Here is a 23,972-nt window from a genome sequence, read left to right on the forward strand (position 1 = left end):
AGGATGCATCGCCGGTTAAAAGTGTCCACAACCATAGCCAGTGTTCGCATATATGAACAAGGCCTACCCGGGACTAAGCTGTTCCCTGGCTCCGGCGTGGTCGCCGGGCCGCGCGTAAGCGCAGGCCAGGTGCCTCGGGAGGCTTCATGGACGCATCTGAAAGGACCGCGCCGGGCGTCAAGTCCGCGACGCGGACCGTCGAGCTGCTCGACTTCTTCGCCCGCCAGGGCGGCATGTACAGCCTGACCGAGATCCAGCAGGAGCTCGGCTACCCCAAGAGCAGCCTGTACGCCCTCCTCCGAACCCTCGTGCAGCTCGGCTGGGTCGAGACCGACCCGACGGGGACGCTCTACCGCATCGGCATGCGGGCCCTGCTCGTCGGCGCCTCCTACATCGACGGCGACCCCGTCGTCGGCATGGCCCACGAGACGCTCGACTGGCTCGCGGAGGTCACCGGCGAGACCGTTCACTTCGGCCGCCTCGACGACCATGACGTCGTGTACCTCTCCTCCCGCCCGTCCCGGCACAACCTGCGGCCCGTCATCCGGGTCGGCCGGCGCGTGCCGACGCACAGCACCTCACTCGGCAAGGCGCTGCTCGCCGACCACCCCGACCCGGCCCTCCCCGAGACCCTGGAGCGCCAGACCGAGCGCACGATCACCGACCGTGACGCGCTCCGCGCCGAGCTTCGCCGCATCCGCGAACGCGGCCACGCCGCCGACCGCGAGGAGAACACCGTGGGCGTCTGCTGCTTCGGCGTCGTCCTGCGCCTCCAGCGGCCCGCGCGCGACGCGATCAGCGTGTCGATCCCGGCGATCCGCCTCAACGAGACCCGCGAACGCGAGATCTCGGCGCTCCTGCTCCAGGCCCGCGAGCGCATCGAGTACGCGGCGTACCACCTGATCCACCCCTGACCACGCCCGCCGCACCCCCGGCCCGCGTACCCCTACCTACGTGGTTCCAGGTAGTTAACCGGGTATTTTTCCCAATCCGGTAGCGCCAGCGGCACGGCATGCTCGTGAATGAGAACAACTGCTGGAACCAGTTGAAAGGGGATGAACTCCGCGATGTGTCAGCACCGTCCGCCGTGCCCACCGGCGGGTGCCCCCGATCACGACGCGGCACGCCTCGTCGCCTACCACCCCGAACAGGGATGGGGACTCCTCTGCAACGGCGTCATCGTCTTCGAGGACACCGGAGAGCTGCTGCCCGACGGCCGTAGCGTCCCCACCCACCGCGGGCACCTCGTACCAGCCGCCTAGACCATCTGCCTGCGGATCACAGTAAGAGGCCGTCGACGGACCTGAGGGTCCGGACCGGCCGTCCCCTCGTCAGGCACCCCCACTGACCCCCCGGATCCCCTCAGTGAGCGCCGGGGTGGGTATCCCCACCGTGCCGGCCCCGGCGTTCATTACCCCATCGCCCCAGCCGGTCCCCGAGCCGCCGTAGGCCGACCCGCCGGGCCGCCCCGGTTCTCGATCAAGCCGTGTCGGCCTGACGTTGATGGGCGCCTTGGATGGCCTCGATGAGGCTGTGGATCACGCCGTCGTCGAGTTCGACGACGAGCAGTTCGTCCTCACTCTCGATCATCGACGAAGCGGTCCTTTGCCGCCGATTCGGCGATTCGGCGATTCGGCGGCCACGCGGGCGCAACTGTTGGGTCTCCCCGGAACGTCACCGTCCAGGTTCTTCCATTCTCCGCATGCCTGATGGCGAATAAGCAGCTACAGCGGCACCGGGGAATCCAACTCCGTCGAGGTCACCGAGTGGTCCGGCGACGCCGGCCGCTCCTGAGGGGAAGGCAGAGCCGGCGCACCAGCGGCCGGGCGAGTCCTCGTGCACTCGGACCGAGCCTCCGGGCCCGCCCCAAGCGATCCGACGCTATAACCCCAGCAGGAACATATCCCTGCTCACATGACGGCGCCGATGACGAACCCACCCCCGCCCGCGAAGGACACGGCCGGTCACCCAGTCGTCCCCCGCCCGTACGGCCGGCGGTACTGGCTGCCGCTTCTGGTCTGCCGGACGTCTCCTCGGGCCGGCGTTGGGAGGGGTAACGCTCACATCCCGCTTTCACCGAGCATTGCGTACGCCCGATACGCCAATCGCGGCGAAATGTTCGTTATCTCGCATCCGAAAATCACATAACGATTGTCCGCATTGAAGCTGCCGTCGTTCTCCCTGGAGGAGTCCGCGGGAGAGACGTCCGTCACATCCGGTCCGATGGGGAGATTCGGTGACTCCAAGCGGAAAGTCGGTAAAGTGCCGGAAGTGGGCGAGCTTCCCCTGTCGGCCGAGACCGGCTGGGCGTCAAGGGCGGAGAAGCGGTGACGGGCGAGGTATCTCGATTGGGCGGATTCGATGCGAATGTGCCGAATATTGCCCGAATGTACGACTACTACCTTGGCGGGAAGGACCACTACGAGGCCGACCGCGTACGGGCGGAGGAGGCCGTCGCGGCCGACCCCACGCTGGTCAACCTGATCAAGGAGAACCGCGCCTTCATCGGGCGCGCGGTGCGGTACATGGCCGAGCAGGGCATCGACCAGTTCCTCGACATCGGCACCGGCCTGCCCACCCAGCAGAACGTGCACCAGATCGCCCACGCGGTGAACCCCGGCGCCCGGGTGGTCTACGTCGACTACGACGAACAGGTGGTCGCGCACGGGCGGGCCCTGCTCGCCGACTCGGACCAGACCGAGATGATCCGCGCCGACCTGCGCCGACCCGGGGAAATCCTCGACCACGTCAGAGGGAAGCGGCTCCTCGACCTCGACAGGCCGGTCGGGCTGCTCACCATCGCGACCCTGCACTTCATCCCGGACGAGGACGACCCGCAGGGGATCATGACGAAGCTGCGCGAGGCACTGGCGCCGGGCAGCCACCTGGCCCTGACCCACGCGTCGGCCGACGGCGTGCCCGACGTGGTCGCCAAGGTGGTCGAGGTGTATCGGCGGACCTCCGCCCCTGGAACGCCCCGTACCCGGGAGCAGGTGACGGACCTGTTCGGCGAGTTCGCGCTGGTGGACCCCGGTCTGGTGTGGGCGCCGCTGTGGCGTCCCGAGCGGCCGGTCTCCATGGAGGAGGCCGTACAGACCTGGTTCTATGCGGGCGTCGGCCGCAAGCCTTAGGGACCGGCGCACTCCCGCGCCGGGTGACCCATCGCGGCCCTGGCGAATGCGGCACCACCCCGGCGCGCGATCCGCCAGATACGCCCGCCATGTCCCGCGCGGTGGTCCGGCACCGGTCCGATCGCACGGGCCCTCAGCGTGATCGACCATGCAGCCGAGAAGGATCGTCCGGCGTCGCAGGCGGTTCGGATGCGGGGATCCGGACCGTCGCCGCGACGCCGGACGGTTCGTCGGACGCGGTCTCCCGGCGGGTGATCAGCGGGCCGGGTCGGGCCGGCCGCTGATCGAGAGACCGTTCACGTCATCGAGCCGGGTCGGGTGACCTGTCACGCCGTGGTGGCCGGGTCAGGTGACTCGTCACGCCGTGGCGGCGGGGTCGGGACGGGCGTCGGCGGGACGGGCGGCGACCGTACGGTGCGGGCGGTGCCGTATCACCGAGTCCAGGGCCCACGTGCCGGGGCCGAGGACGGCGATCAGCAGGAACGCCCAGCTGAACATCGCGGCCGGCTCGCCGCCGTTCTGCAGCGGGATGATCCCGCTCTTGATGTGGACGGTGAAGTAGGCGTACGCCATGGAGCCGGAGGCGAGCGTCGCGGCGGGGCGGGTGAGCAGGCCGATCAGGACGAGCGCGCCGCAGATCAGCTGGATCAGTGCGGCGTACCAGCCGGGCCAGGTGCCGGCGGCGATGGCGTGACCGGTGCCCCGGTTGCCGCCGAAGACGCCGAACAGCGAGGCCAGGCCGTGGAAGGTGAAGAGCAGGCCGACGACGATGCGGAAGAGGGACAGCACCGGGCCGTCGAGTCGATTCAGGTTCATCAGAGCCTCTCGGGTAGAGCAGGGGCCATCGACCGCGCGGTGATGAAGGTCGCCGTACTCCCGATCGGTCGCCGGGCGGGGCGGGGAGTTCAGCAGCTGATCAGGCTGGATCAAGGATCGATCTGACAACCGTACCTGTCAATCAGCCAACTTTTCAGTTAACTCCCGGACGCCGCTGACCTGGAAACTCGCCGATGATGCGACGGATCCACAGTGAAAGAACCAGCGATTCGCAACCGGGCTCCGGCGGAACGTCCCGCCGGAGCCCGCGTGCGGTCACTCCGGCTTGACGAGCGGGAACAGGATCGTCTCGCGGATGTTCTTGCCGGTGAAAGCCATGATCATGCGGTCGATGCCGATGCCGACGCCGCCCGTGGGGGGCATGGCGTACTCCAGAGCGCGGAGGAAGTCCTCGTCGAGCTGCATGGCCTCGGGGTCCCCCCCGGCGGCCAGCAGCGACTGCTCGGTCAGCCGGCGGCGCTGCTCGATCGGGTCGATGAGCTCGGAGTAACCGGTGCCCAGCTCGGTTCCGAAGCCGATGAGGTCCCACTTCTCCGTCAGCAGCGGGTCGTCGCGGTGGGTGCGGGCGAGCGGCGAGGTCTCCAGGGGGTAGTCCCGCACGAACGTCGGCTGCACGAGGGTGTGCTCGACCAGCGCCTCGAACAGCTCCTGGACCAGCTTGCCCTGGCCCCACTTGGGGTCGAACTCCAGCTCGCGCCGCTCGAAGATCTTCCGGACGTCGTCGATCGGCGTCTCGGTGGTGATCTCCTCGCCGACCGCGTCGGAGACCGCGCCGTACAGGGTGACCTGCGGCCACTCGTCGCCGGCGAGGTCGATCTCCTGGCCCTTGTGCACGACGACCGTCGTGCCGAGCGCGGCGACCACCGCGGCCTGGTACAGCTCGCGGGTGAGGGTGGCGATCGTGTCGTAGTCGCCGTACGCCTCGTACGCCTCGAGCATCGTGAACTCGGGGTTGTGCGTGGAGTCCGCGCCCTCGTTGCGGAAGTTGCGGTTGATCTCGAAGACCTTCTCGATGCCGCCGACGACGAGCCGCTTGAGGTACAGCTCGATCGCGATCCGCAGGTAGAGGTCCATGTCGTACGCGTTGATGTGCGTGGCGAAGGGGCGCGCGGCCGCACCGCCGTGGATCGGCTGCAGCATCGGCGTCTCGACCTCGAGGAACTCACGGCCGGTGAGGTACTCGCGGATCGCCCGTACGGTGTCGCTGCGCAGGCGGGCCATGCGCCGCGCCTCGTCGTTGACGATCAGGTCGACGTAGCGCATGCGGACCCGCTGCTCCGGGTCGGTGAGGCCGGCGTGCTTCTCCGGGAGCGGGCGCAGCGACTTGGAGGTCAGCGCGAACCGGTCCGCCATGATCGACAGCTCACCGCGCTTGGAAGTGATCACCTCGCCCTCAACGCCGACATGGTCGCCGAGGTCGATGTCGCGCTTCCAGGACTCCAGCGCCTCCGGGCCCACGTTGGCGAGCGAGAGCATGACCTGGATGTCGCCGCTGCCGTCCCGGATCGTGGCGAAGCAGAGCTTGCCGGTGTTGCGGGCCAGGATGACGCGGCCGGTGACGCCGACCTTCTCCCCGGTCGACGCGCCCGGCTCGAGGTCGGGATACTTCGCGCGGACCTCCGCGATCGTCGCGGTGCGCGGGAACCCGAGGGGGTAGGGATCCACCCCCTGCTCGCGCAACCGGTCCACCTTCTCGCGGCGGACCCGCATCTGCTCCGGAAGATCGTCGTAGGACTCGCTCACGGGTGAAAAGGCTACCGGGCCGGTGGACCTCCACCGGCCGCCGAGCCCCCTGTCGCCTGGGCGATCAGCCCGAGACGCCGACGTTGCGCTCGTAGACGAGGCGCAGGCCGATCAGCGTCAGCCACGGCTCGTACACGTCGATGCTGCGGGCCTCTTCCAGGACGAGCGGGGCGAGGCCGCCGGTCGCGACGACGGTGACCTCCTCCGGGTCGTCGGCCAGCTCCTCCGACATGCGCCGTACGACGCCGTCCACCTGGCCGGCGAAGCCGTAGATGATGCCGGACTGCAGCGCCTCCACGGTGTTCTTGCCGATGACGCTGCGGGGCCGTACGAGCTCCACCTTGTGCAGCTGGGCGCCGCGCGCGGACAGCGCGTCGACGGAGATCTCGATGCCGGGGGCGATGGCGCCGCCGACGTACTCCCCCTTGCCCGAGACGGCGTCGAACGTCGTCGCGGTGCCGAAGTCGACCACGATCGCGGGGCCGCCGTAGATGTGGCCGGCGGCGAGGGAGTTGATGATCCGGTCGGAGCCGACCTCCTTCGGGTTGTCCATCCGGATCGGCACGCCGGTCTTGACGCCGGGCTCGACGATGACGGCGGTGACGTCCCCGTAGTAGCGGCGGCACATCTCCCGCATCTCGTGCAGGACCGAGGGAACGGTGGAGCACAGCGCGATGCCGCTGATGTCGGTGTCGGCCAGCAGCGGGCTCTGCTGCACGAGGCCCTGCAGGACGACCGCGATCTCGTCCGCGGTACGCCGGGAGTCGGTGTTGATGCGCCAGTGCTCGATGACCTCCTCCCCCTGGAAGAGGCCGAGCACCGTGTGGGTGTTACCGACGTCGATCGTGAGCAGCATCAGGTCCCCGCTGTGTTGATGGTCGCGCTCGCCTCCTCGCTCGCTTCGCGGACGGCTCGTTCCTCGCCGTCCACTCCGCTCACTCGTCAGCTCGCCGCTCCCGAGAGGTCAAGGCCGATGTCGAGCGCGCCTGCCGAGTGGGTCAGCGCCCCCACGGCAAGGTAGTCGACTCCGGTCTCGGCCACGGCGCGGGCCCCGTCGATCGTGAGCCCGCCGCTGGCCTCCAGTTCGGCCCGGCCGTCGGTCAGGCGCACGGCCTCGGTCATCTCGGCGATGCTCATGTTGTCCAGGAGGATCGAGCGCGCCCCGGCGGCCAGCGCCTCGCGCACCTGGGCGAGGGTGTCGCACTCCACCTGAACGTGCAGGCCGGGGGCGGTGACGGCGGTGAACGCGGCGGTCACCGACCCGGCGGCGGCGACGTGGTTGTCCTTGATCAGTGCCGCGTCGGCGAGGGACATGCGGTGGTTCACGCCGCCGCCGAGGCGGACGGCGTACTTCTGCAGCGCGCGCAGGCCCGGCAGCGTCTTGCGGGTGTCCCGGACGTGCGCCTTCGTGTGCGCGATCTCGTCCGCCCAGCGGCGGGTGAGGCTCGCGACGCCGGACAGGTGGGTGAGGAAGTTCAGCGCGGTGCGCTCCGCGCGCAGCAGCGGCACCAGCGGGCCCTCGACGGTGAGCAGGACGTCGCCGGGCGCGATCCGGGCCCCGTCCTCGACCCGGGTCACGACCTTCAGGCCGTCGCCGGTCTCCGGAGAGAGGATCGCGAAGACCAGTTCGGCGACGGGGAGGCCGGCGACGACGCCGGACTGCCGGGCCACCATGTCGGCGCGGCCGGTGGCGGTGGGCGGGAAGATCGGCTCGCTGGTGACGTCCGTCTCGCCGTCCTCGGCCAGCGCCGTACGGACGAGGCCGTCCACAGCCTGGGGATCGAGTCCGGCGGTGCGCAGCCTCGTCTCGAGTTCGGCGTTCACGAAAGCTCCCGGGGCTCGTAGTCGGTGGTGATGGTTCCGTCGTCGGCGAGGGTCGAGACCAGGTGACCGAGCCAGTTCTCGTCGGCGTCGGGGAAGTCCTCCCGCCAGTGGCTGCCCCGGGTCTCCTCCCGGCGCCGGGCCGCCGCCACGATCAGCGACGCCACGGTGTGCAGGTTGGTCGCCTCCCACGCCTCGGTGCACGGCTCACCGGTCGTACGGTCCGCGAGCGCGGCGAGGTCGCGTGCGGCGCGCTCCAGTCCTGGACCGTTCCGCAGGACGCCGGCGCAGGAGGTCATGACCTGCTGAACGTCGGCGTGCACGCTCGGGTCCAGCAACGCCGGCCCCGCGACGGCCCCACCCGAAGCGGTACCGGCGGGGGCGTCCGCGGCGAGGTCGGCGGGCAGCGCCTCGGCGATCCGGCGGCCGAAGACGAGACCTTCGAGGAGGGAGTTCGAGGCGAGCCGGTTCGCGCCGTGCACGCCGGTGCAGGCGACCTCACCGCAGGCGTACAGGCCGGGGACGGACGTGCGGCCCCACAGATCCGTACGGACGCCGCCGCTGGCGTAGTGCGCGGCCGGGATCACCGGGATCGGCTCGTGCACCGGGTCGATGCCGTGCTCCTCACAGGCCGCGAGGATGGTCGGGAACCGGTTCGCCCAGGTGCGCGGCCCGAGGTTCCGGCCGTCGAGGTACGCGCAGGGGGCGCCGGTCTCCCGCATCATCGCCATGATCGCCTTGGCGACGACGTCGCGCGGGGCGAGGTCGGCCAGCGGGTGCCGCCCGGCCATGAACCGGTCACCCCGCTCGTCGATGAGGTACGCCCCCTCGCCGCGTACGGCCTCGGAGATCAGCGGCTGTCGGCCCTTCGCGTCCGGGCCGAGCCACATGACCGTGGGGTGGAACTGCACGAACTCCAGGTCGGTCACGGCCGCTCCGGCGCGCAGCGCGAGCGCGACGCCGTCGCCGGTCGACACCTCCGGGTTCGTGGTGGCCTGGAAGACCTGGCCCAGACCGCCGGTCGCGAGGATCACCGCACGGGCGCGGGCGGCTCCGACGCCGTCGCGGCGCCCCTCCCCCATGACGTGCAGCGTCACCCCGGCGGCCCGGCCCTGCTCCATCAGCAGGTCGAGCACCAGGGCGTGCTCGATGACCTCGATGCCGGAGTCCTTGATCTTCGCGAGCAAGGCCCGGCTGACCTCGGCGCCGGTGGCGTCACCGCCCGCGTGCGCGATGCGGCGCTTGAGGTGGCCGCCCTCGCGGGTCAGGGCCACTCGCCCGTCCTCGCCCCGGTCGAACTCGGCGCCGAGCTCGATCAGTTCGCGAACGGCGTCGGGGCCCTCGGTCACGAGCACGCGTACGGCCTCGTCGTCGCAGAGGCCGACGCCGGCGGTGAGCGTGTCCCGGAGGTGCTCCTCCGGGGAGTCGTCCGGGTGCAGGGCCGCCGCGATGCCGCCCTGGGCCCACCGAGTGGACCCGTCGTCGAGCAGCGCCTTGGTGACCAGCAGCACCCGTCCGGCCGTACGTGCGCGCAGGGCCGTCACGAGCCCGGCGACGCCGGAGCCGATCACGATGATGTCGGTGTCGATCGTCCAGCCCGGATCGGGCGCGGTGAGGCGTCGGGGGATCATGGACCCTCCTCGGAGGCATTCTCGTCAGATTGACTATAACCCGTCGCCCGTACCGCACCACTCCGCCGGGTCCGCCTGATTCCGCCAGGGTCGTCCTTGTCAGCCGCCCGCCCCTCCGTGGTCACCAGCGCGGCAGCGCTCACGACCGCCGCGTCCAGCGTCTTCGCGTCCGCGAATCACGTCTCGGGCGAAGCCTGACCGGTCAGCGCCTCGAAGCACGGCCGGAGCAGCCGCGTGATCTGCTCCGGCGTCGCGCCGCGGAGCGGGCCGAGCTCGATCAGGTTCCGTCCGGTGGACACGCCGAACAGGATCGCCAGGATCAGCGCGGCGCGCAGCTCGGCCTCCTCGCCCGGGATGGCGGCGCTCGCCTGCTCGACCTGCCGGGTCATCGCGGCCCGCATCCGCTCGGTCGCCTCCGGATGAGTGAACGTCGAGCGCAGCAGCGGCAGAGACGTCTGCGGGAGTTCGCCGAGCTTGACCCCGACGATGGAAAGGAGCAGGTCGATGAGCCCCGCGGGGTCGCCGGGCAGCTCCTCGTCGGGCGGGACCTCGACCGCCCGGCGGAACAGCTCCTTCTTGTCCCCGAAGTACTGCATGACGAGCGCGGGATCCACCTCGGCCGCCGCCGCGACCGCGCGGATCGTCGTCCGGTCGTACCCGACCTCGGCGAAGCGCGCGCGGGCGGCGGCGAGGATCCGCCCCTCCGTCCGGCGTCTCCGCTCCGCCCGGCTCATCGGCTGGTTGGCGTCGCGCACGGCCTGAATCTACCGGCGTTGACCGAAGATCCGATTTCGCTCTACGCTCGTTGAGACTCAACGGACGTTGAGCGAATGGAGGTCTCAGCATGGCGGCGACCGGTCCACGGCAGGTGTTCGAGAGCTTTCGCACCAGGGTGCTGCGCGGCGAGTGGGGGGCGCCGGAGGCGCTGCGCTCCGGGGACGTGACGATCGAGCTGCCCTGCGCGCCGCCCGGAGCGCCCCGGCGCTTCGAGGAGAACGGCGCGGAGTTCCACGCGCACACCGAGACGAGCCGGGCGGCCCTGCCCGTACGGTTCGAGGAGTTCCGCGACGTCCGCGTGCACGAGACCACCGACCCCGAGGTCATCGTCGTGGAGTACGCGATGGCCGGCACGGTGACGACCACCGGCCGTTCCGCCTCCGCGCCGTTCGTCCTCGTCCTGCGGGTCCGCGACGGCCGCGTCCGGCTGTGGCGCGAGTACCAGCCGGTCCTGGCCATCGCCGAGGCCCTCGGCTCTCCCGACGCGCTGCGCGCCGGCGTCCGCGGCCTCCCGGCCCTTGCTCCGGACCCGGCGCTCTCCCCCTGGTCGCCGTCCGGCCCGGCCGGCCCGGCGTCCGCCCCGGAGACCCCGGCGTCCGCTTCGGAGACCTCGATGTCGGAGTCGGGGACGCCGGTGCCCGGGCCGCGCGGGGTGTACGAGCGGATCCTGCGGGCCGCGCTCGATGGATCGCCCGACGACTACGCCGACCTGTACGCGACGGACGCGATCCTGGAGTTCCCCTTCGCCGCGCCCGGCCTCCCGCGCTCCCTGCACGGCCGGGAGGAGATCCGGGCCCACCTGCGGGCGGCGATGGGCCGGGCCCTGAAGATCGAGGAGTTCCGCGGCGTCGTCGTCCACGAGACGACGGACCCGGAGGTCATCGTCGCCGAGCACGCCATCGTGGGCACCGCGACGGCGAGCGGGCTGCCCTGCTCGATCGCGAACCTCATCGTCCTCACCGTCCGCGACGGCCGCATCGCCCACCAACGCGACTACCTGGACGTGCTGGCGGCCGCCGCCGCGGCCGGCCGGTGAGCCGTCAGCCGGTGAGGACGGAGCGGAGGGTGGCGGCGAAGGCGTCCGGCTCGCCCGTCTGGCCGTACTCACCGCCGGCGAAGCCGATGTGGTTCCCGGGGAAGGTGACCGGCGTGATCCCGAGCCGCTCGGCGACGGCCACGGCCGTGCGCTTGGGGAGGGTCTCCCCCGACGCGGCGCCCACGCCGATCACGATGCGGGTCGACGCCGCCCGGAGCGCGTCGAAGTCGTGCCGGTAGTGGTTGCAGAAGACCATGTTCCGGCCGAGCAGCGCGTCGTCGCGAGAGCCGTCGTCCTCGGTCGGCAGCCCGAAGGCGGCGGGGTCCGGAGCGGGCTCGTCGGCGTACCCCGCCGGGAGCGGGCCGTCATGGGAGACGAGCCTGATGAACTTCGCCATCGCCGGGCCGGAGCCGCTGCGCCGGTAGGTCTCGTTGATGTCGACGCACGCGGCGAGGACCACCTCCCGGTCCGGTAGTTCCCGGGAGGCCGGTGGCTCGTGCGCCACCAGCGTCCGCACCTGCTCCGGGTGCCGGGCCACCAGGGCCAGGGCGTTCACCGCGCCGCCGCTGCTGGCGAAGACGTCCACCGGCCCCGCGTCCAGCGTGGAGATCAGCCGGTGCAGGTCGTCCGCGTGGTCGTCGGGTGTGGACTCCGCGACCTCGCCGGGGACCTTGCTGCGCTCCGCGCCGCGCGGATCGTAGGTCACGACCGTACGGTCGGCGAAGTGCCCGGCGAGGGTGACGAAGCCGGCGGCGCCCATCGGCGACCCGATGAGCAGCAGCACCGGCTCGGTGCTCGCGTCATTGCGCCGGACGTCGTAGTGGAGCACGGCGCCCGGCACGGCCAGCGTGTACGTCTCGAGTTCGGTCATGCAGGTACGGACCGGCCGCGCCGACGGAACTCATCGGCCACGCGCGGGTCTCAGCGCGGCGTCAGGGCGTCGCCGCGGACGTCGGCCGTGCCGGGGACCGGTTCGGCCGGGTCGGTGCCCAGGTCGACGATCCGGTTGTCGCGGTCGACATGGACGACGCTGGGCTGGAACGCCCGGGCCTCCGCGTCGGTCATCGCGGCGTAGCTGATGATGATCACCAGGTCGCCGGGATGGACGAGGTGGGCGGCGGCGCCATTGATGCCGATGACCCCGCTGCCGCGCGGGCCGGTGATGACGTACGTCTCCAGGCGGGCGCCGTTGGTGATGTCGACGATCTGGACCTGCTCGCCCGGCAGCAGGTCGGCGGCCTCCATGAGGTCCTCGTCGATCGTGACGGAGCCGACGTAGTGCAGGTCGGCCTGAGTGACCGTGGCCCGGTGGATCTTGGACTTGAACATCGTGCGGAACATGGGGGTCACTCCGAGGCGGGACCGAAGAGCAGGGGGACGTTGTCGATGAGGTGGGTGGTGCCGACCCGGCCCGCGACGGCGAGCACGGCCGGACCCGTGTGGGCGTCGTCGACCTCCTGGAACGTCTCCGGGTCGACGAGCACCAGGTAGTCGAGCTCGAGCGGCGGGTCGGCGGCGATCGCGCCGTCGAGCACGGTCCGCGCCGCCCGTACGACCTTGGCGGGGCCGTCGCCGACCGCCTCGGCACCCGCGCGCAGGGCCATCGACAGCGACACGGCGGTGAGGCGCTCGGCCGCCGACAGGTAGCGGTTACGGCTGGACAGCGCCAGGCCGTCCGCCTCGCGCACGGTCGGGGAGCCGACGATGCGGACGGGGACGTTCAGGTCGGCGACCATCCGGCGGATCACCGCGAGCTGCTGGGCGTCCTTCTCACCGAAGACGGCGACGTCCGGGCGGACCAGGTTGAACAGCTTGAGGACGACGGTCAGCACGCCGTCGAAGTGGCCGGGGCGGCAGGCCCCTTCCACGACCGTCCCCATCGGCCCGGAGTCGACGGTGACCCGTGCGCCGAGCGCGGTCGGCGGGTACATGACGTCGACGGTCGGCGCGAACACCAGGTCGACGCCCTCCGCCGCGCAGATCTCGATGTCGTCGGGGAGGGTACGGGGGTACCGGTCGAGGTCCTCGTCCGGCCCGAACTGCAGCGGGTTGACGAAGATGCTCACCGCGACGGTGTCGGCCAGCTCGCGGGCCCGGCGCAGCAGCGACCGGTGGCCCTCGTGCAGCGCGCCCATCGTCGGGACCAGCGCCAGCGTGCCCTGGGAGGCGCGGGCGGCGGTGAGCTCCTCACGTGTGCGGGCGATGATGGGTGTCAATCCTCGGTCCCCTCGATGTCGTCTCCACGGCCGCCCGCGAGGGCGTCGAGCAGGCGTTCGGCGTCCTCCGCGCGGAGCAGCCCGGCCGCCAGCGCGCGGTCGGCGGTGAGCCGGGCCAGCGCGATGTACGCGTCGTGCGCCTCGGGTGAGATGCGGGCGAGTTCGGTGACGTGCTCGGCGACCGTCCCGGCGTCGCCGCGCACGACCGGGCCGGTCAGGCCCCGGACGCCGAGCCGCAGCGCGTTGTCGAGCGCCGCGCCGAGCAGCGGCCCGAGCATCCGGCCCGGCGCCTCGACGCCGGCCCGCGTCAGCAGGTCCATCGACTCGGCGACGAGCGTGACGAGGTGGTTCGCGCCGCCCGCGAGGGCCGCGTGGTAGAGGGCGCGGCGCTCCTCGGGGATCCAGACGGGCTCGCCGCCCATCTCCACGACGAGGGCCTCGGCGACGGGCCGCAGCGGCTCGGGCGAGGTCACGCCGAAGCTGATCCCGGCGAGCCGGTGGACGTCGTCGGGCCGCCCGGTGAAGGTCATCACCGGGTGCAGGGCGAGCGGCAGGGCTCCGGCGCGCGTGGCCGGGTCGAGGACGCGGACGCCGTACCGGCCGCTCGTGTGCGCCAGCAGCTTGCCCTCGACCTTGACGTCGGTCGCGACGAGCCCGGCGACGAGCGGCGCGAGCGCGTCGTCGGGGACGGTGAGCAGGACCAGGTCGGCGGCGGAGACGACGTCCTGGACGGGAAGAAGGGGCACGCCGGGCAGCCGCTGGCTCGCGCGTTCGCGGGAGGCCTCGGAGACGCCCGCGGCGGCCACGACCGAGTGGCCGGCGAGCGTGAGCGCGTGGCCGAGGGCCGAGCCGACGCGGCCGACGCCGACCACGCCGACGGCCAGTCGTCCCGGCCGGTCATGGGAGGCGGTCATTGATCGTTCCAGTCCTTCGCGGGTACCGGACGGTGCCGCCACAGCTTATATCGGGCCGGGCAGCGCACCGTTCCGCGCCTCGCGGCCGAGGCCTGCGCCTGGGCCGGGCAGCACACCGGCCCGCCCGGTGGCACTGCGGGCGGGCCGGTGAACGCTGTTACCTGTGCGACCGGGTCAGGACGACGACCACGGACGGTGGTGGCAGGGCGGGCGGTGGTGGTGGTGGCACGGCGGGCGGTACCCATGCCCGCCGCCGACCGAGGCGCCGCCGCGGCAGCCGGCGAGTGCGCCACCGATGACGGCGACGCTGTTGCCGCAGACGTTGATCGGGGCCGTGATCGGCACGAGGACCTGGTTGCCGGACAGGACGCCTCCCTCGCCGCTCGTGCCGATGTCGGCCGCGTTGGCCGGGGCGGCCAGCAGCAGCGCACCCGTGACGGCGGCCGCCGCCACCCCGGCCGCGGTGAGTTTCTTGAGCACCTGAGCTCCTCCCGTACTTCGGTTCGCAGCCGCCCCGGAGGGCGGCCGGTACGTACGGTAGTTACTCAGCTACTCCCAGGTAACGGTAAGCGGATCTACCTTGGCGAAATCGAATCGTTACATCAGGTGACTGTTATGTCGCCGAGCGTCGATAACGTCCCGTCTAGTCGGCGGCGAGGGACTCGACGATCGAGGTCCGCGCGGCCCGCCGGCCGGGCATGATCGCCGCGACGACGCCGGCGACGGCCGCCAGGAGGATGAACAGGACGATCCGGCCGACCGGCAGCCCGAGCGCCGCGTCGTCGACGGCGGCGGAGATCGCCGCCCAGCCGAGCGCCGTCCCCATCACCACGCCGACGAGCGCGCCGATCAGCGAGATGATCAGAGCCTCCAGGGAGAGCATCCGGCGCAGGCCGCGCCGGGTCAGGCCGAGGGCCCGCAGCAGGGCCGACTCCCTGGTCCGTTCCACCACCGACAGGGTCAGCGTGTTCGCGATGCCGATCAGCGAGATGACGATCGCCAGGGCGAGCAGGGCGGCGACGAGCAGGAAGGCCTGGTCGAGGGCCTTCGACAGCTGGTCCTTGATGTCCGCGGCCGAGCTCACCCGCACCGCCGGGTAGTCCCGGAGCGCTTTGTTGACGGCCGCCCGGGAGGCGTCCGCCGAGACCCCCTTCCCGGCGATCAGGTAGACCTGCTCAGGATCCTTCGGCCCGAACGACCGGGTGAAGTCCGACTGGTCGAGCAGGATGTCCGGAAGGACCGACTCCTCGCCGGAGGTGATCGCGGCGACGCGCAGGGTCATGGTGCCGTGCGCGGTCCGTACGGGCACCGTCCCGCCGACCCGTACGCCGAACATCTTGGCGTCGTCATCGTGCAGCACGAGGGCGCCCGGCCGCAGGTCCGCGAGGGAGCCGGCGGAGATCTTGGGCTTCAGCTCGTGCCCGAGGGCCCCCTGCGTGACCGAGCTGACGTCCTGCTTCCGGCCGCCGACCGTGGCGGACGCCGTCCGTACCTCGATGACGGCCGAGAACTGCGGATCGGCGCGCAGGTGCGCCACCGCGGCGCCGGGGATCGGCCGGTCGTCCGGGCCCGACTGCGCGGTCAGCCGGTAGTCGACCGGGAAGTGGTCGCGGATGTTGTTGTCCGCCGTGGTCCGTACGGACGCCAGCGCCACCGAGAACATCGTCATCAGCGTGACGCCGACCGTCAGCGCGACCGTGGTGACCGCGGCGCGCTTGGGATTGCGCCGCGAGTTGGCCAGGGCCAGCCGGCCGGGGACGCCGAAGACCCGTGCCGGCAGCCCGCCGACGACCCCGCTCAGGGCCCCGACGATCAGCGGGCTGAGCGCGATGACGCCCAGGAAGACGAGCGCGCCCGCCGCCACGATCTCGAGGAACGGTCCCTTACCGGGCGTGGCGGTCAGCGCGAGGGCCGCGACGCCCACCCCGGCGACGCCGAGGAGCGCCCCGACGACGATCCGGGCGATCCCGGCGCGTCCCCGCACCCGGCCCTCCGACTGCGTCCGCAGCGCCGCGACCGGCGGCACCCGCGTCGCCGCGCGGGCCGGCATCAGCGCCGACAGCACGGTCACCGCGAGTCCCACGGGAATGCCGACGAAAAACGGGGTGGGCGAGACGACCAGCGAACCGCCCGGCACGCCGCTCCCGGAGTCGAAGATGAGCGCGGCGCCGTACCCGAGCCCGATCCCGATGAGCACGCCGAGCACCGAGGCCAGCAGGCCGACCACCACCGACTCGACGAGGACCCCACGGAACACCTGGCCGCGGGTCGCCCCGACGCAGCGCAGCAGCGCCATCTCCCGCGTCCGCTGGGCGATCAGGATGTTGAACGTGTTGTAGATGACGAGCGCGGCCACGAACAGCGCCACCAACGCGAACGCGAGGAAGAACGTCGCGATGTCGTCCACGTTCAGGCCCGACGTGGCGGCGAGCCTCTTGGCGAGGCCGTGGCTGGTCACGGTCGTGTACGACGGCCCGGCCGCCGCGGCGACGGCGGCGCGCAGCCGGTCGTTCGAAACGCCGGCGGCGCCCTTGACGTCGACCTCGACGTAGCCGGGTTCCCCGGTCATCTGCCGCGCCACCGGCTCGGTGAAGCCGACGGCGCCGCGGAAGCCGATCTCCTGGTCGACGCCGACGTCGACCAGCCCCGTGACCGTGAAGGAGTGCGCGGTGCCCTTCTTGTCCAGGACCCGGATCGTGTCCCCGACCCTGTATCCCGTGTGCCCGGCCACGCCCTTCTCCAGGACGGCCTCGCCCGGACCGCCCGGGGCGCGGCCCTTGGTGATCGTGTAGCGGGCCAGCGGCCCGGTGACGATGGACATCCCCAGGGTGGGCGTCTCGCCGTAGGCCCGGCCGTCCTTGCCGAGCAGCGCGGCGTCGCCGCGTACGAGACCCTGGGCGTCCTGGACCCCCTGCACGGCGCGTACGGCGCGCAGCGTCGCGTCCGGGATCTTCTTGTCGTCTGTCAGGACGGCGACCGAGACCTTCTGGGCGGAGGCGGTGAACTGACGGTCGAACCCGGCCTTCATCGTGTCGGTCAGCACGAACGTGCCGGCGACGAAGCCCACGCCGAGGGTGATGGCGAGGGCGGTGAGCATGAGGCGCAGCAGGTGCGCGCGAAGCCCGGCGAGTGTCGTCTTCAGCATCGTCAGGACTCCAGGCTCTTCAGCGTGTCCAGAACGCCGTCCGGGGTCGGGCCGTACAGCTCGGTGATGATCCGCCCGTCGCGCAGGAACACCACCCGGTCGGCGTACGAGGCCGCCACCGGGTCGTGCGTGACCATCACGATCGTCTGGCCCATCTCCCGTACCGAGGAGCGCAGGAACGACAGGACCTCGGCACCGGACTTGGAATCGAGGTTGCCCGTCGGCTCGTCCGCGAAGATGACCTCGGGCCGGCTGACGAGGGCGCGGGCGCAGGCCACCCGCTGCTGCTGGCCGCCGGACAGTTCACTCGGGCGGTGCGACAGGCGCGGCCGCAGCCCCACCGTGTCGACGACGTGGTCGAACCACCTTCGGTCCAGCGTGCGGCCCGACAACTCCAGGGGCAGGAGGATGTTCTGCTCGGCGGTGAGCGTCGGCAAGAGGTTGAACGCCTGGAAGATGAAGCCGATCCGGTCCCGGCGCAGGTGGGTGAGCTGCTTGTCCGACAGGCGGGTGATCTCCACGTCGCCGATGCGGATCGCGCCCTCGTTCACCGTGTCCAGGCCCGCCAGGCAGTGCATCAGCGTGGACTTGCCGGAGCCCGACGGGCCCATGATGGCGGTGAACGCGCCGCGGGCGAACCCCACGCTCACCCCGTGCAGCGCCCGGACGGTGGCCTCACCGGTGCCGTAGTCCTTGATCACGTTGTGCGCCAGGACGGCGGGCGGAGCGCCCACGGCGGTGCTTGTCACGACTACTCCTTGGTCTGGGTCGGAACGTCGTGATCGACGGTAGATCTCCGCAGCCCCGCCGCCATCGCCCCTGCGGACAGCGTCGAGTCAGCCTCCTCGGTGACAGGAATCCGCCCCATCAGCCTCAGGTCGTACGGGCCAGGATGACCCGGGACCGTACGGAACGCCGACGACGTGGCGGCCGTCTGAGGGGCATGTTCGCCACCGGGCACGCCGCATCGAAGAGGTCGCCGAGACCGTCGGCCGCGGGTGCGCAGTACCCGGCCGGATCCGATCGTGGTCTCCTGCGTACTCGACCCGACCCGTGGTGATGTCCGAGGCCGAGAGGGCCGCCGTGGCCTCGGTGCTCCGGCGATGGCGGAGCGGGGGCCGCCTGCTGACCGGTTACCTGGTTGCCATGGCGCCGGCGTTCCCCCTCTTCGCCGGCTGGGACCACCGGTTCTTCGACCTCGTCAAGGCCTCGGGGCTCATGACCGCTGGCGGTGTCGCGCTACTCCTGCTGGTCGGTATCCGTAACGGCTGGGCCGGCGACACGCTGGCGGAATGGCGACCGGAGCTGGCCCGCCCGCACGAACTCGCGGGGAACCCGCGCCTCAGCGGGACCGGCTCGCTGGCGTACGTGGCGGCCCTGGTCGCCCTGACGACCTTCGGCCTGTTCGTGCAGTCCATGACCGCGGACATCCGGGCGACCGCCCGAGGCACCGCTGAGGTGCGGAGTTGCGCCGTCAGCCACGACTCCCGCACCGGCCGGGTGACCACCTCCACCTGTAGGGGGACCTGGGTCGTGGCCGGCAGGACGTACTCCGGGGAGCTGCCGGGCGGAGATACGGATATTCGTTACGACCCCGATGATCCCGCGACGCTCGGCAAACGGTCGCTGGAAGGCCCGGTCGGTCTCACCTTGTTCCTGGGCGTCATCGCTGGAGGCCTCGCCTGGCGGTGGATCACTCTCGCCAGAGACCCCTACATCGAAGAGCTCGAGATGCTCACCTGGCAAGCGGCCCGGACACGGGACCGGTAACGGATCTCGCTCGATCCGTCTCCGCGCGGGCGACGGCGCGGACAACGCCGTCGACCGGACCGTCGTCCGCGCCTACGGCCCGCGCTGATCAGCGTCCTGCGTGTGGTCGCACCGAACACCCTCGCGCGCGGCCACACGCCGGGCGCCACGCCGTTGCTCCAGCTGAGTGAGTCTTTGCTCCTGGCGAGGGGTTGATCAGTCCCTACGACGAACCGCTTCACGCACCGCCGAGGCCGTGCATCCCGCCTGGCCGGACGACATCCGCCCGATCGGCCAGCCGCTATGGCGTCGGTAGTGACCTCACACGCCCGGCGAACCGGTCATCGTTCGGCACCATCGACGGCGACCAGGCCACGAGGACGGCGACGTGACGCCCGCGTGCGACGTCAGGATCAGGTAGGCCCCCACCACTGCCGTGTCGGCGTCCGCTCGGCGGAAGAACGTGTTGGTCACGTTGTGCCGAGCCGGCTGCCTCCCCAGCCGAAAGCCGCAGTCGTCGTCATGCCGAACCCGCTCATGCTGCTAGGCGGCCGTGAGGACGATCTTGCCCTGGATGTGCCCTCGGGCGGCACGTTCGTGCGCTGCCCGGGCGTCCGCCAGCGCGAACGTGCTGTCGATGGCGACGCGGACCGTGCCCGTGTCGAGCAGCCGTCCCAGTTCGGCGAGCTGCGCGCCGTTCGAGCGGACCTGGCCACTCGAGACCGTGACGCCCAGCTTCTCGATCTCTTCTTCGTCGAAGTCCCCGGGAAGCACGGGGAACTGGGAGCTCCGCGCTTGAGCGTGCGCAGGAAGCGCCTGCTGTCGGGGCCGCCGACGGCGTCGAGGACGAGGTCGATGTCGTGCACGAGTTCTTCGGGGCGGCTCCTGGTGTAGTCGATGAACTCGTCAGCGCCGAGTTCGCGCAGGAACGACTCATGCCCGCCCGATGCCACCGCGATGACACGTGCGCCCTTCCACTTCGCCAGTTGGAGCGCGAGGTGGCCCACGCCGCCCGCGGCGCCGTTGACGAGCACCCTCGTGCCGGCGTCGAGAGCCGTCGGGCGGTGCCGCGCCTCCTGGAAGGGCGAGGGGTGATCGTGTCCGACGTCGATCAGGAACTGCCACACGGTGAGCCCGGCCATGGGCGCCCCGGCGGCATGCACGTGGTCGACGGCGGCCGGCTTGCGTGCGAGGTCCGACGCCGGCGCGGCCACGTATTCGGCGTAGGCGCTGCCGTCGAAGCCGGGGAAACGCAGCAGACCGAAGACCTCATCGCCGACGGCGAACGCGTCCACGCCCGCGGCGACGGCCTCGACGACACCCGACACGTCCGTCCCCGGGATCACCAGGCAGCCTGACGGTCGCTTCGGGCTCCCCGGGCATCGTGGTCATGCGGACAGATGCGCGCGGACGCCAGGAAGAACCGTGACCAGCTGCTCGCAGTGGCGGGCGCCGCCATCACCGAGCAAGGCGTCGACGTGGCCCTGCGCGACATCGCGCGCAGGGCCGAGGTCGGGCTCGCGACGCTGCTGCGGCACTTCCCGACGCGCGAGGCACTGCTCGACGCCCTGCTCCACACGAGCTTCGACGCGCTGACGGCGAAGGCGGGCGAGCTCGAGGCATCGCGCTCGCCCGAGGACGCTCTCGTCTCGTGGCTACACGACTGCGTCGCGTGGACGACCGAGTACCGGGGCGTGACCGTGCTGATGGCGGCCGCCATCGAGGACACCGAATCCGCGCTCCACGCCTCGTGCGTCACCCTGCGCGCGGCCGGCGCGCGGCTCCTCACCCGCGCCCAGGCCGCCGGCGTGGCGCGCGGCGACATCGACGGCGACGATCTGTTCGCGCTGATCGCCATGCTCGCCTGGGCCGGCGATCAGCCCTCGCTCGCGCCACGCGCCGATCACCTCTTCGAGGTCGTCGCGAGCGCGGTCCTACCGGCTGCCGCCGGTCAGTCGGCGCCGCTGCGGACGAGGCCGGTCTCGTAGGCGAAGACCACCGCCTGGACGCGGTCGCGGAGCTCCAGCTTCATGAGGATCCGGCCGACGTGGGTCTTGACGGTCGCCTCGGAGACGTACAGACGGCCCGCGATCTCGCCGTTCGACAGGCCCTTGGCCACGAGGTTGAGGACCTCGCGCTCGCGGGCCGTGAGGGTGTCCAGCCGGCCGTCCGGCGCGGGCTCCTCGGCGGGGAGGTGCGGCACGAACTTGTCGATCAGCCGCCGCGTGGTGCTGGGCGCGACGACCGCGTCACCGGAGCAGACCGCGTGGATGGCCTCGATGAGCTGCGTCGGGCCGGCGTCCTTCAGCAGGAACCCGGCCGCCCCGGCCTTCAGCGCGGCGAAGGCGTACTCGTCCAGGTCGAACGTGGTCAGGATGATGACCTTGGGAGCGTCCGGCAGCGCGCAGATCCGGCGGGTGGCCTCGATGCCGTCCATGCGCGGCATCCGCACGTCCATGAGGACGACGTGGGCCGGGGTCTGCCGGGCGACCCGCACGGCCTGCTCGCCGTCGCCGGCCTCACCGGCGACCTCCAGGCCCGGCTGCGCGTCGAGCACCATGCGGAACCCCGCGCGTACGAGCTCCTGGTCGTCGACGAGCAGGACCCGAATCGGTCGTTCCTCGTCCGTCATGCCGCGCTCGTCTCTTCTCGTCGTTGGGACTCGGTCACCGGGAGGTGGGCGAAGACCTCCCATCCGCCGCCGGGCCGTGGCCCGGTGCGCACCGACCCGCCGTAGAGGGCGGCGCGTTCGTTCATGCCGACCAGGCCGTGGCCCTGCCCGTCGCTCAACGTGGAAGCGCCCCGGCCGTCGTCGCGGATGCGGATCTCCACCGCGTCATCACCGTAGTGGAGGTTCACCTCCGCCGTGGCCGCGGGTCCGGCGTGCTTGCGGGTGTTCGTCAGCGCCTCCTGGACGATGCGGTACACCGTCAGCTGCAGCGCGGTCGGCAGCTCCGACGGCACCCCCTCGATCGTGAGGCCGACCGGGAGCCCCGCCGAGCGGATCTGGTCGACCAGCTCGGCGAGCTGCTCGACGCCGGGCTGCGGCGCGTACGGGCCGGCGTCCCCTCGTTCGCGCAGGACGCCCAGCATGCGCCGCATCTCGGTGAGCGCCTGCCGCCCGGTCGTCCCGATCGCCTCCATCGCCCGCCGCGCCCGTGCCGGGTCGATGTCCACCATGTACGACGCGCCGTCGGCCTGGACCACCATCACGCTGACGCTGTGCGCGATGACGTCGTGCATCTCCCGCGCGATCCGGGCGCGTTCGGCGGCCGCGGCGACCTGGGCGTGGGCGTCCCGCTCGCGTTCGAGACGCTTGGCGCGCTCCTCCAGCTCGGCCGTGTACTTCCGCCGGGTGCTCATGTAGAGCCCCCACATCCACATCGCACCGGTGAAGACCGCTTGAGGGAGCAGCGTGCTCCAGCTCCCGAAACTGTTCGGCCCCTTCTGCCAACGCCATGTGGCCATCACGCCGCCGAGCTCGACGATGAGGACCGCCGCGAGCGACCAGCGGAACGCGCACGCGGCCGCGACCGTGTACAGCGCGACGAAGAGGTTGAAGTCCGCCGGGACGATCTGGAAGTCGAGGGCCCACTGCACCAACGCGACGACCGCGACGACCGCGAACGTCGCACGCGGCCATCGTCGGCGCCAGATCATCGGAACGCACATGGCGGCCACGAAGACCAGATAGGCGTACCACGGGATCACACGGCGACCGGGAATGCCCGGGCTCGTGTACGTGCTGGTCAAGGCCAGCGACATGCCGGTGAGCGGCAGCGCCCACAGGAGGTCGACGAGCCGGGGATGGCGGCGGAGCCAGGCGAAGAGACGGGCGAACACCGCATCAGCGTACGTTCGGGGGCGCCGGTGGCGCGTCAACCGCGAGTCTGAGGCGGAGTCCACCGGGAGGCGCACGCGGTACGGTCGAGAGGTGGGTCAGGTCGGGTGGCGGGCGGCGATGCAGGGGGCGCTGTACGGGCCCGAGGGCTTCTACACGCGGGGTGAGCGGCCCGCCGCGCACTTCCGGACCTCGGTGCACGCCTCACACCGGTTCGCCCTGGCCCTGGCCCGGCTGATCGTCGAGGTCGACACGGCCCTGGGTCACCCGGACCCGTTCGACCTGGTGGACGTGGGGGCCGGCTGCGGGGAGCTGCTCGCCGAGATCCTGCCCGTGACGAGCCTGGCCGGGCGGCTGCGGCCGATCGCCGTCGAGGTGGCCCCGCGGCCCGAGGGGCTGAGCGGGGCGATCGAGTGGCGTTCCACGCCGCCCGAGGAGATCACCGGGCTGGTCGTCGCCAACGAGTGGCTGGACAACGTGCCCGTCGACGTCGTCGAGCTGACCGACGAGGGGCCACGCCTGGTCGTCGTGGACCCGCTCACCGGAGCGGAGATCCCGGGCCCCGCGCCCTCCCCGGAGGACACCGAGTGGTTCGAACGCTGGTGGCCGCTGCGCGAGCCCGGTGACCGCGCCGAGATCGGCCGCCATCGCTGCGCGGCGTGGGAATCGGTCCTGCGGCGGCTGCGGGGCGGTCTGGCCCTGGCCGTCGACTACGCGCACGAGCGGGACCACCGCCCGCCGTACGGCACCCTGACCGGCTACCGGGACGGCCGCTGCGTCGCGCCGGTGCCCGACGGTTCCTGTGACATCACCGCGCACGTCGCCCTCGACGCCTGTGCCGAGGCGGGCCTCCGGGGCGGGGCGACCGGCACTCTGCTCACGACCCAGCGCACGGCGCTGCGCGCGCTCGGGCTGCGCGGCGAGCGGCCCGCGCTGGACCTGGCCCGGTCGGACCCGCGCGGCTACCTCCGGGCGCTGCGCGCCGCCGGCGAGGACGCCGAGCTGATCGACCCGTCCGGCCTGGGCAGTTTCGGATGGCTGGTCCAGACCGTCGGGGTCGACGTGCCCGCCGTCCTGCGCGAGGCCCAACCCTCGGCGTGAGGGCTCGGCCCTCGGTGTGAAGGCTCGGCC

23 protein-coding genes and 1 pseudogene are annotated in these 23,972 nt (G+C 71.8%); 7 read left to right on the plus strand and 17 right to left on the minus strand.

Annotated features, from left to right (window positions below):
- Positions 1–146: 146 nt before the first annotated feature.
- From NDW01_RS06930 to NDW01_RS06940, 3 genes are all read left to right on the plus strand, one after another.
- On the plus strand, positions 147–914 hold the full coding sequence (locus NDW01_RS06930) for an IclR family transcriptional regulator (RefSeq protein ID WP_252817799.1): 768 nt from the start codon (positions 147–149) through the stop codon (positions 912–914).
- 153 nt (positions 915–1,067) lie between these two features.
- The gene (locus NDW01_RS06935; RefSeq protein WP_252817800.1) at positions 1,068–1,262 is read left to right on the plus strand and encodes a DUF5999 family protein; all 195 of its coding nucleotides are present in this window, start codon (positions 1,068–1,070) and stop codon (positions 1,260–1,262) included.
- 1,107 nt (positions 1,263–2,369) lie between these two features.
- Positions 2,370–3,131 (plus strand): SAM-dependent methyltransferase, encoded by a 762-nt coding sequence (locus NDW01_RS06940; protein ID WP_308211658.1) that lies wholly within the window; start codon positions 2,370–2,372, stop codon positions 3,129–3,131.
- Positions 3,132–3,488: 357 nt separating this feature from the next.
- Here NDW01_RS06940 and NDW01_RS06945 read toward each other — a convergent pair whose 3' ends face one another.
- The 6 genes from NDW01_RS06945 to NDW01_RS06970 all read right to left on the minus strand — a co-directional run bounded on the left by NDW01_RS06945 (position 3,489) and on the right by NDW01_RS06970 (position 9,918).
- Positions 3,489–3,947, minus strand: coding sequence for a DoxX family protein (locus NDW01_RS06945; protein WP_252817806.1), 459 nt, complete (start codon positions 3,945–3,947; stop codon positions 3,489–3,491).
- 276 nt (positions 3,948–4,223) lie between these two features.
- On the minus strand, positions 4,224–5,711 hold the full coding sequence (gene lysX, locus NDW01_RS06950) for a bifunctional lysylphosphatidylglycerol synthetase/lysine--tRNA ligase LysX (RefSeq protein ID WP_308211659.1): 1,488 nt from the start codon (positions 5,709–5,711) through the stop codon (positions 4,224–4,226).
- Positions 5,712–5,775: 64 nt separating this feature from the next.
- Entirely contained in the window at positions 5,776–6,567 is a 792-nt protein-coding gene (locus tag NDW01_RS06955) for a type III pantothenate kinase (RefSeq protein ID WP_252817808.1), read from the minus strand.
- Positions 6,568–6,653: 86 nt separating this feature from the next.
- The gene (gene nadC / locus NDW01_RS06960; protein ID WP_252817810.1) at positions 6,654–7,535 is read right to left on the minus strand and encodes a carboxylating nicotinate-nucleotide diphosphorylase; all 882 of its coding nucleotides are present in this window, start codon (positions 7,533–7,535) and stop codon (positions 6,654–6,656) included.
- On the minus strand, positions 7,532–9,163 hold the full coding sequence (locus NDW01_RS06965; protein WP_252817811.1) for an L-aspartate oxidase: 1,632 nt from the start codon (positions 9,161–9,163) through the stop codon (positions 7,532–7,534). Before NDW01_RS06965 ends, nadC begins: the two co-directional genes overlap by 4 nt.
- Before the next feature lie 176 nt (positions 9,164–9,339).
- Positions 9,340–9,918 carry a TetR/AcrR family transcriptional regulator gene (locus NDW01_RS06970; RefSeq protein WP_252817812.1) on the minus strand — a complete coding sequence of 193 codons (579 nt, stop codon included), beginning with the start codon at positions 9,916–9,918 and terminating at the stop codon, positions 9,340–9,342.
- A gap of 89 nt (positions 9,919–10,007) precedes the next feature.
- Here NDW01_RS06970 and NDW01_RS06975 point away from each other — a divergent pair, with 89 nt between their 5' ends.
- Complete coding sequence (locus tag NDW01_RS06975; RefSeq protein WP_252817815.1) at positions 10,008–10,976, plus strand: nuclear transport factor 2 family protein; 969 nt, start codon at positions 10,008–10,010, stop codon at positions 10,974–10,976.
- A 4-nt stretch (positions 10,977–10,980) separates the two neighbouring features.
- Here NDW01_RS06975 and NDW01_RS06980 read toward each other — a convergent pair whose 3' ends face one another.
- The 7 genes from NDW01_RS06980 to NDW01_RS07010 form a co-directional block, all read right to left on the minus strand.
- Entirely contained in the window at positions 10,981–11,847 is an 867-nt protein-coding gene (locus NDW01_RS06980) for an alpha/beta fold hydrolase (protein WP_252817818.1), read from the minus strand.
- Positions 11,848–11,897: 50 nt separating this feature from the next.
- Complete coding sequence (panD, locus tag NDW01_RS06985) at positions 11,898–12,317, minus strand: aspartate 1-decarboxylase (protein WP_252817821.1); 420 nt, start codon at positions 12,315–12,317, stop codon at positions 11,898–11,900.
- 5 nt (positions 12,318–12,322) lie between these two features.
- Complete coding sequence (gene panC / locus NDW01_RS06990; protein WP_252817824.1) at positions 12,323–13,192, minus strand: pantoate--beta-alanine ligase; 870 nt, start codon at positions 13,190–13,192, stop codon at positions 12,323–12,325.
- Positions 13,189–14,106 carry a Rossmann-like and DUF2520 domain-containing protein gene (locus NDW01_RS06995; RefSeq protein ID WP_252817826.1) on the minus strand — a complete coding sequence of 306 codons (918 nt, stop codon included), beginning with the start codon at positions 14,104–14,106 and terminating at the stop codon, positions 13,189–13,191. Before NDW01_RS06995 ends, panC begins: the two co-directional genes overlap by 4 nt.
- A 174-nt stretch (positions 14,107–14,280) precedes the next feature.
- A complete protein-coding gene (locus NDW01_RS43490) occupies positions 14,281–14,586 on the minus strand; it encodes a chaplin (RefSeq protein ID WP_252779334.1) in 306 nt (101 codons plus the stop codon).
- Positions 14,587–14,749: 163 nt separating this feature from the next.
- A complete protein-coding gene (locus NDW01_RS07005; RefSeq protein WP_252817828.1) occupies positions 14,750–17,251 on the minus strand; it encodes an ABC transporter permease in 2,502 nt (833 codons plus the stop codon).
- Between the two features lie 2 nt (positions 17,252–17,253).
- A complete protein-coding gene (locus tag NDW01_RS07010; protein WP_252817832.1) occupies positions 17,254–18,000 on the minus strand; it encodes an ABC transporter ATP-binding protein in 747 nt (248 codons plus the stop codon).
- A 310-nt stretch (positions 18,001–18,310) separates the two neighbouring features.
- Here NDW01_RS07010 and NDW01_RS07015 point away from each other — a divergent pair, with 310 nt between their 5' ends.
- Positions 18,311–19,021 carry a hypothetical protein gene (locus NDW01_RS07015; RefSeq protein ID WP_252817835.1) on the plus strand — a complete coding sequence of 237 codons (711 nt, stop codon included), beginning with the start codon at positions 18,311–18,313 and terminating at the stop codon, positions 19,019–19,021.
- Between the two features lie 522 nt (positions 19,022–19,543).
- Here the strand turns inward: NDW01_RS07015 and NDW01_RS07020 are convergent.
- On the minus strand, positions 19,544–19,774 hold the full coding sequence (locus NDW01_RS07020; RefSeq protein ID WP_252817838.1) for a zinc-binding dehydrogenase: 231 nt from the start codon (positions 19,772–19,774) through the stop codon (positions 19,544–19,546).
- Positions 19,775–19,848: 74 nt separating this feature from the next.
- Positions 19,849–20,346 (minus strand): annotated as a pseudogene (locus NDW01_RS44260) (NADP-dependent oxidoreductase); the annotation flags it as partial.
- 54 nt (positions 20,347–20,400) lie between these two features.
- Here NDW01_RS44260 and NDW01_RS07030 point away from each other — a divergent pair.
- A complete protein-coding gene (locus NDW01_RS07030; protein ID WP_252817843.1) occupies positions 20,401–20,988 on the plus strand; it encodes a TetR/AcrR family transcriptional regulator in 588 nt (195 codons plus the stop codon).
- Here the strand turns inward: NDW01_RS07030 and NDW01_RS07035 are convergent.
- Both NDW01_RS07035 and NDW01_RS07040 read right to left on the minus strand, forming a co-directional pair.
- On the minus strand, positions 20,952–21,632 hold the full coding sequence (locus NDW01_RS07035) for a response regulator transcription factor (protein ID WP_252817844.1): 681 nt from the start codon (positions 21,630–21,632) through the stop codon (positions 20,952–20,954). The genes NDW01_RS07030 and NDW01_RS07035 overlap by 37 nt on opposite strands.
- Positions 21,629–22,843, minus strand: coding sequence for a sensor histidine kinase (locus NDW01_RS07040; RefSeq protein ID WP_252817846.1), 1,215 nt, complete (start codon positions 22,841–22,843; stop codon positions 21,629–21,631). The genes NDW01_RS07035 and NDW01_RS07040 overlap by 4 nt, the downstream gene beginning before the upstream one ends.
- A gap of 91 nt (positions 22,844–22,934) precedes the next feature.
- Between NDW01_RS07040 and NDW01_RS07045 the strand changes: the two genes are divergently transcribed.
- Entirely contained in the window at positions 22,935–23,942 is a 1,008-nt protein-coding gene (locus NDW01_RS07045; RefSeq protein WP_308211660.1) for an SAM-dependent methyltransferase, read from the plus strand.
- Positions 23,943–23,972: the final 30 nt, after the last annotated feature.

Origin of the sequence: Actinoallomurus soli (assembly GCF_024055715.1) — a bacterium.
Classification (GTDB): Bacteria; Actinomycetota; Actinomycetes; order Streptosporangiales; family Streptosporangiaceae; genus Actinoallomurus; species Actinoallomurus soli.

Bases quoted from the DNA above. Each gene is read 5' to 3' on its own strand.
- NDW01_RS06955 (WP_252817808.1), bottom strand. From the start codon at position 6,567: ATGCTGCTCACGATCGACGTCGGTAACACCCACACGGTGCTCGGCCTC.
- NDW01_RS07005 (WP_252817828.1), bottom strand. From the start codon at position 17,251: ATGCTGAAGACGACACTCGCCGGGCTTCGCGCGCACCTGCTGCGCCTC.
- NDW01_RS06945 (WP_252817806.1), bottom strand. From the start codon at position 3,947: ATGAACCTGAATCGACTCGACGGCCCGGTGCTGTCCCTCTTCCGCATC.
- NDW01_RS06980 (WP_252817818.1), bottom strand. From the start codon at position 11,847: ATGACCGAACTCGAGACGTACACGCTGGCCGTGCCGGGCGCCGTGCTC.
- NDW01_RS06995 (WP_252817826.1), bottom strand. From the start codon at position 14,106: ATGACCGCCTCCCATGACCGGCCGGGACGACTGGCCGTCGGCGTGGTC.
- NDW01_RS07035 (WP_252817844.1), bottom strand. From the start codon at position 21,632: ATGACGGACGAGGAACGACCGATTCGGGTCCTGCTCGTCGACGACCAG.
- NDW01_RS06930 (WP_252817799.1), top strand. From the start codon at position 147: ATGGACGCATCTGAAAGGACCGCGCCGGGCGTCAAGTCCGCGACGCGG.
- panD (WP_252817821.1), bottom strand. From the start codon at position 12,317: ATGTTCCGCACGATGTTCAAGTCCAAGATCCACCGGGCCACGGTCACT.
- NDW01_RS06935 (WP_252817800.1), top strand. From the start codon at position 1,068: ATGTGTCAGCACCGTCCGCCGTGCCCACCGGCGGGTGCCCCCGATCAC.
- NDW01_RS07015 (WP_252817835.1), top strand. From the start codon at position 18,311: ATGTCCGAGGCCGAGAGGGCCGCCGTGGCCTCGGTGCTCCGGCGATGG.
- NDW01_RS06975 (WP_252817815.1), top strand. From the start codon at position 10,008: ATGGCGGCGACCGGTCCACGGCAGGTGTTCGAGAGCTTTCGCACCAGG.
- NDW01_RS06965 (WP_252817811.1), bottom strand. From the start codon at position 9,163: ATGATCCCCCGACGCCTCACCGCGCCCGATCCGGGCTGGACGATCGAC.
- NDW01_RS07030 (WP_252817843.1), top strand. From the start codon at position 20,401: ATGCGCGCGGACGCCAGGAAGAACCGTGACCAGCTGCTCGCAGTGGCG.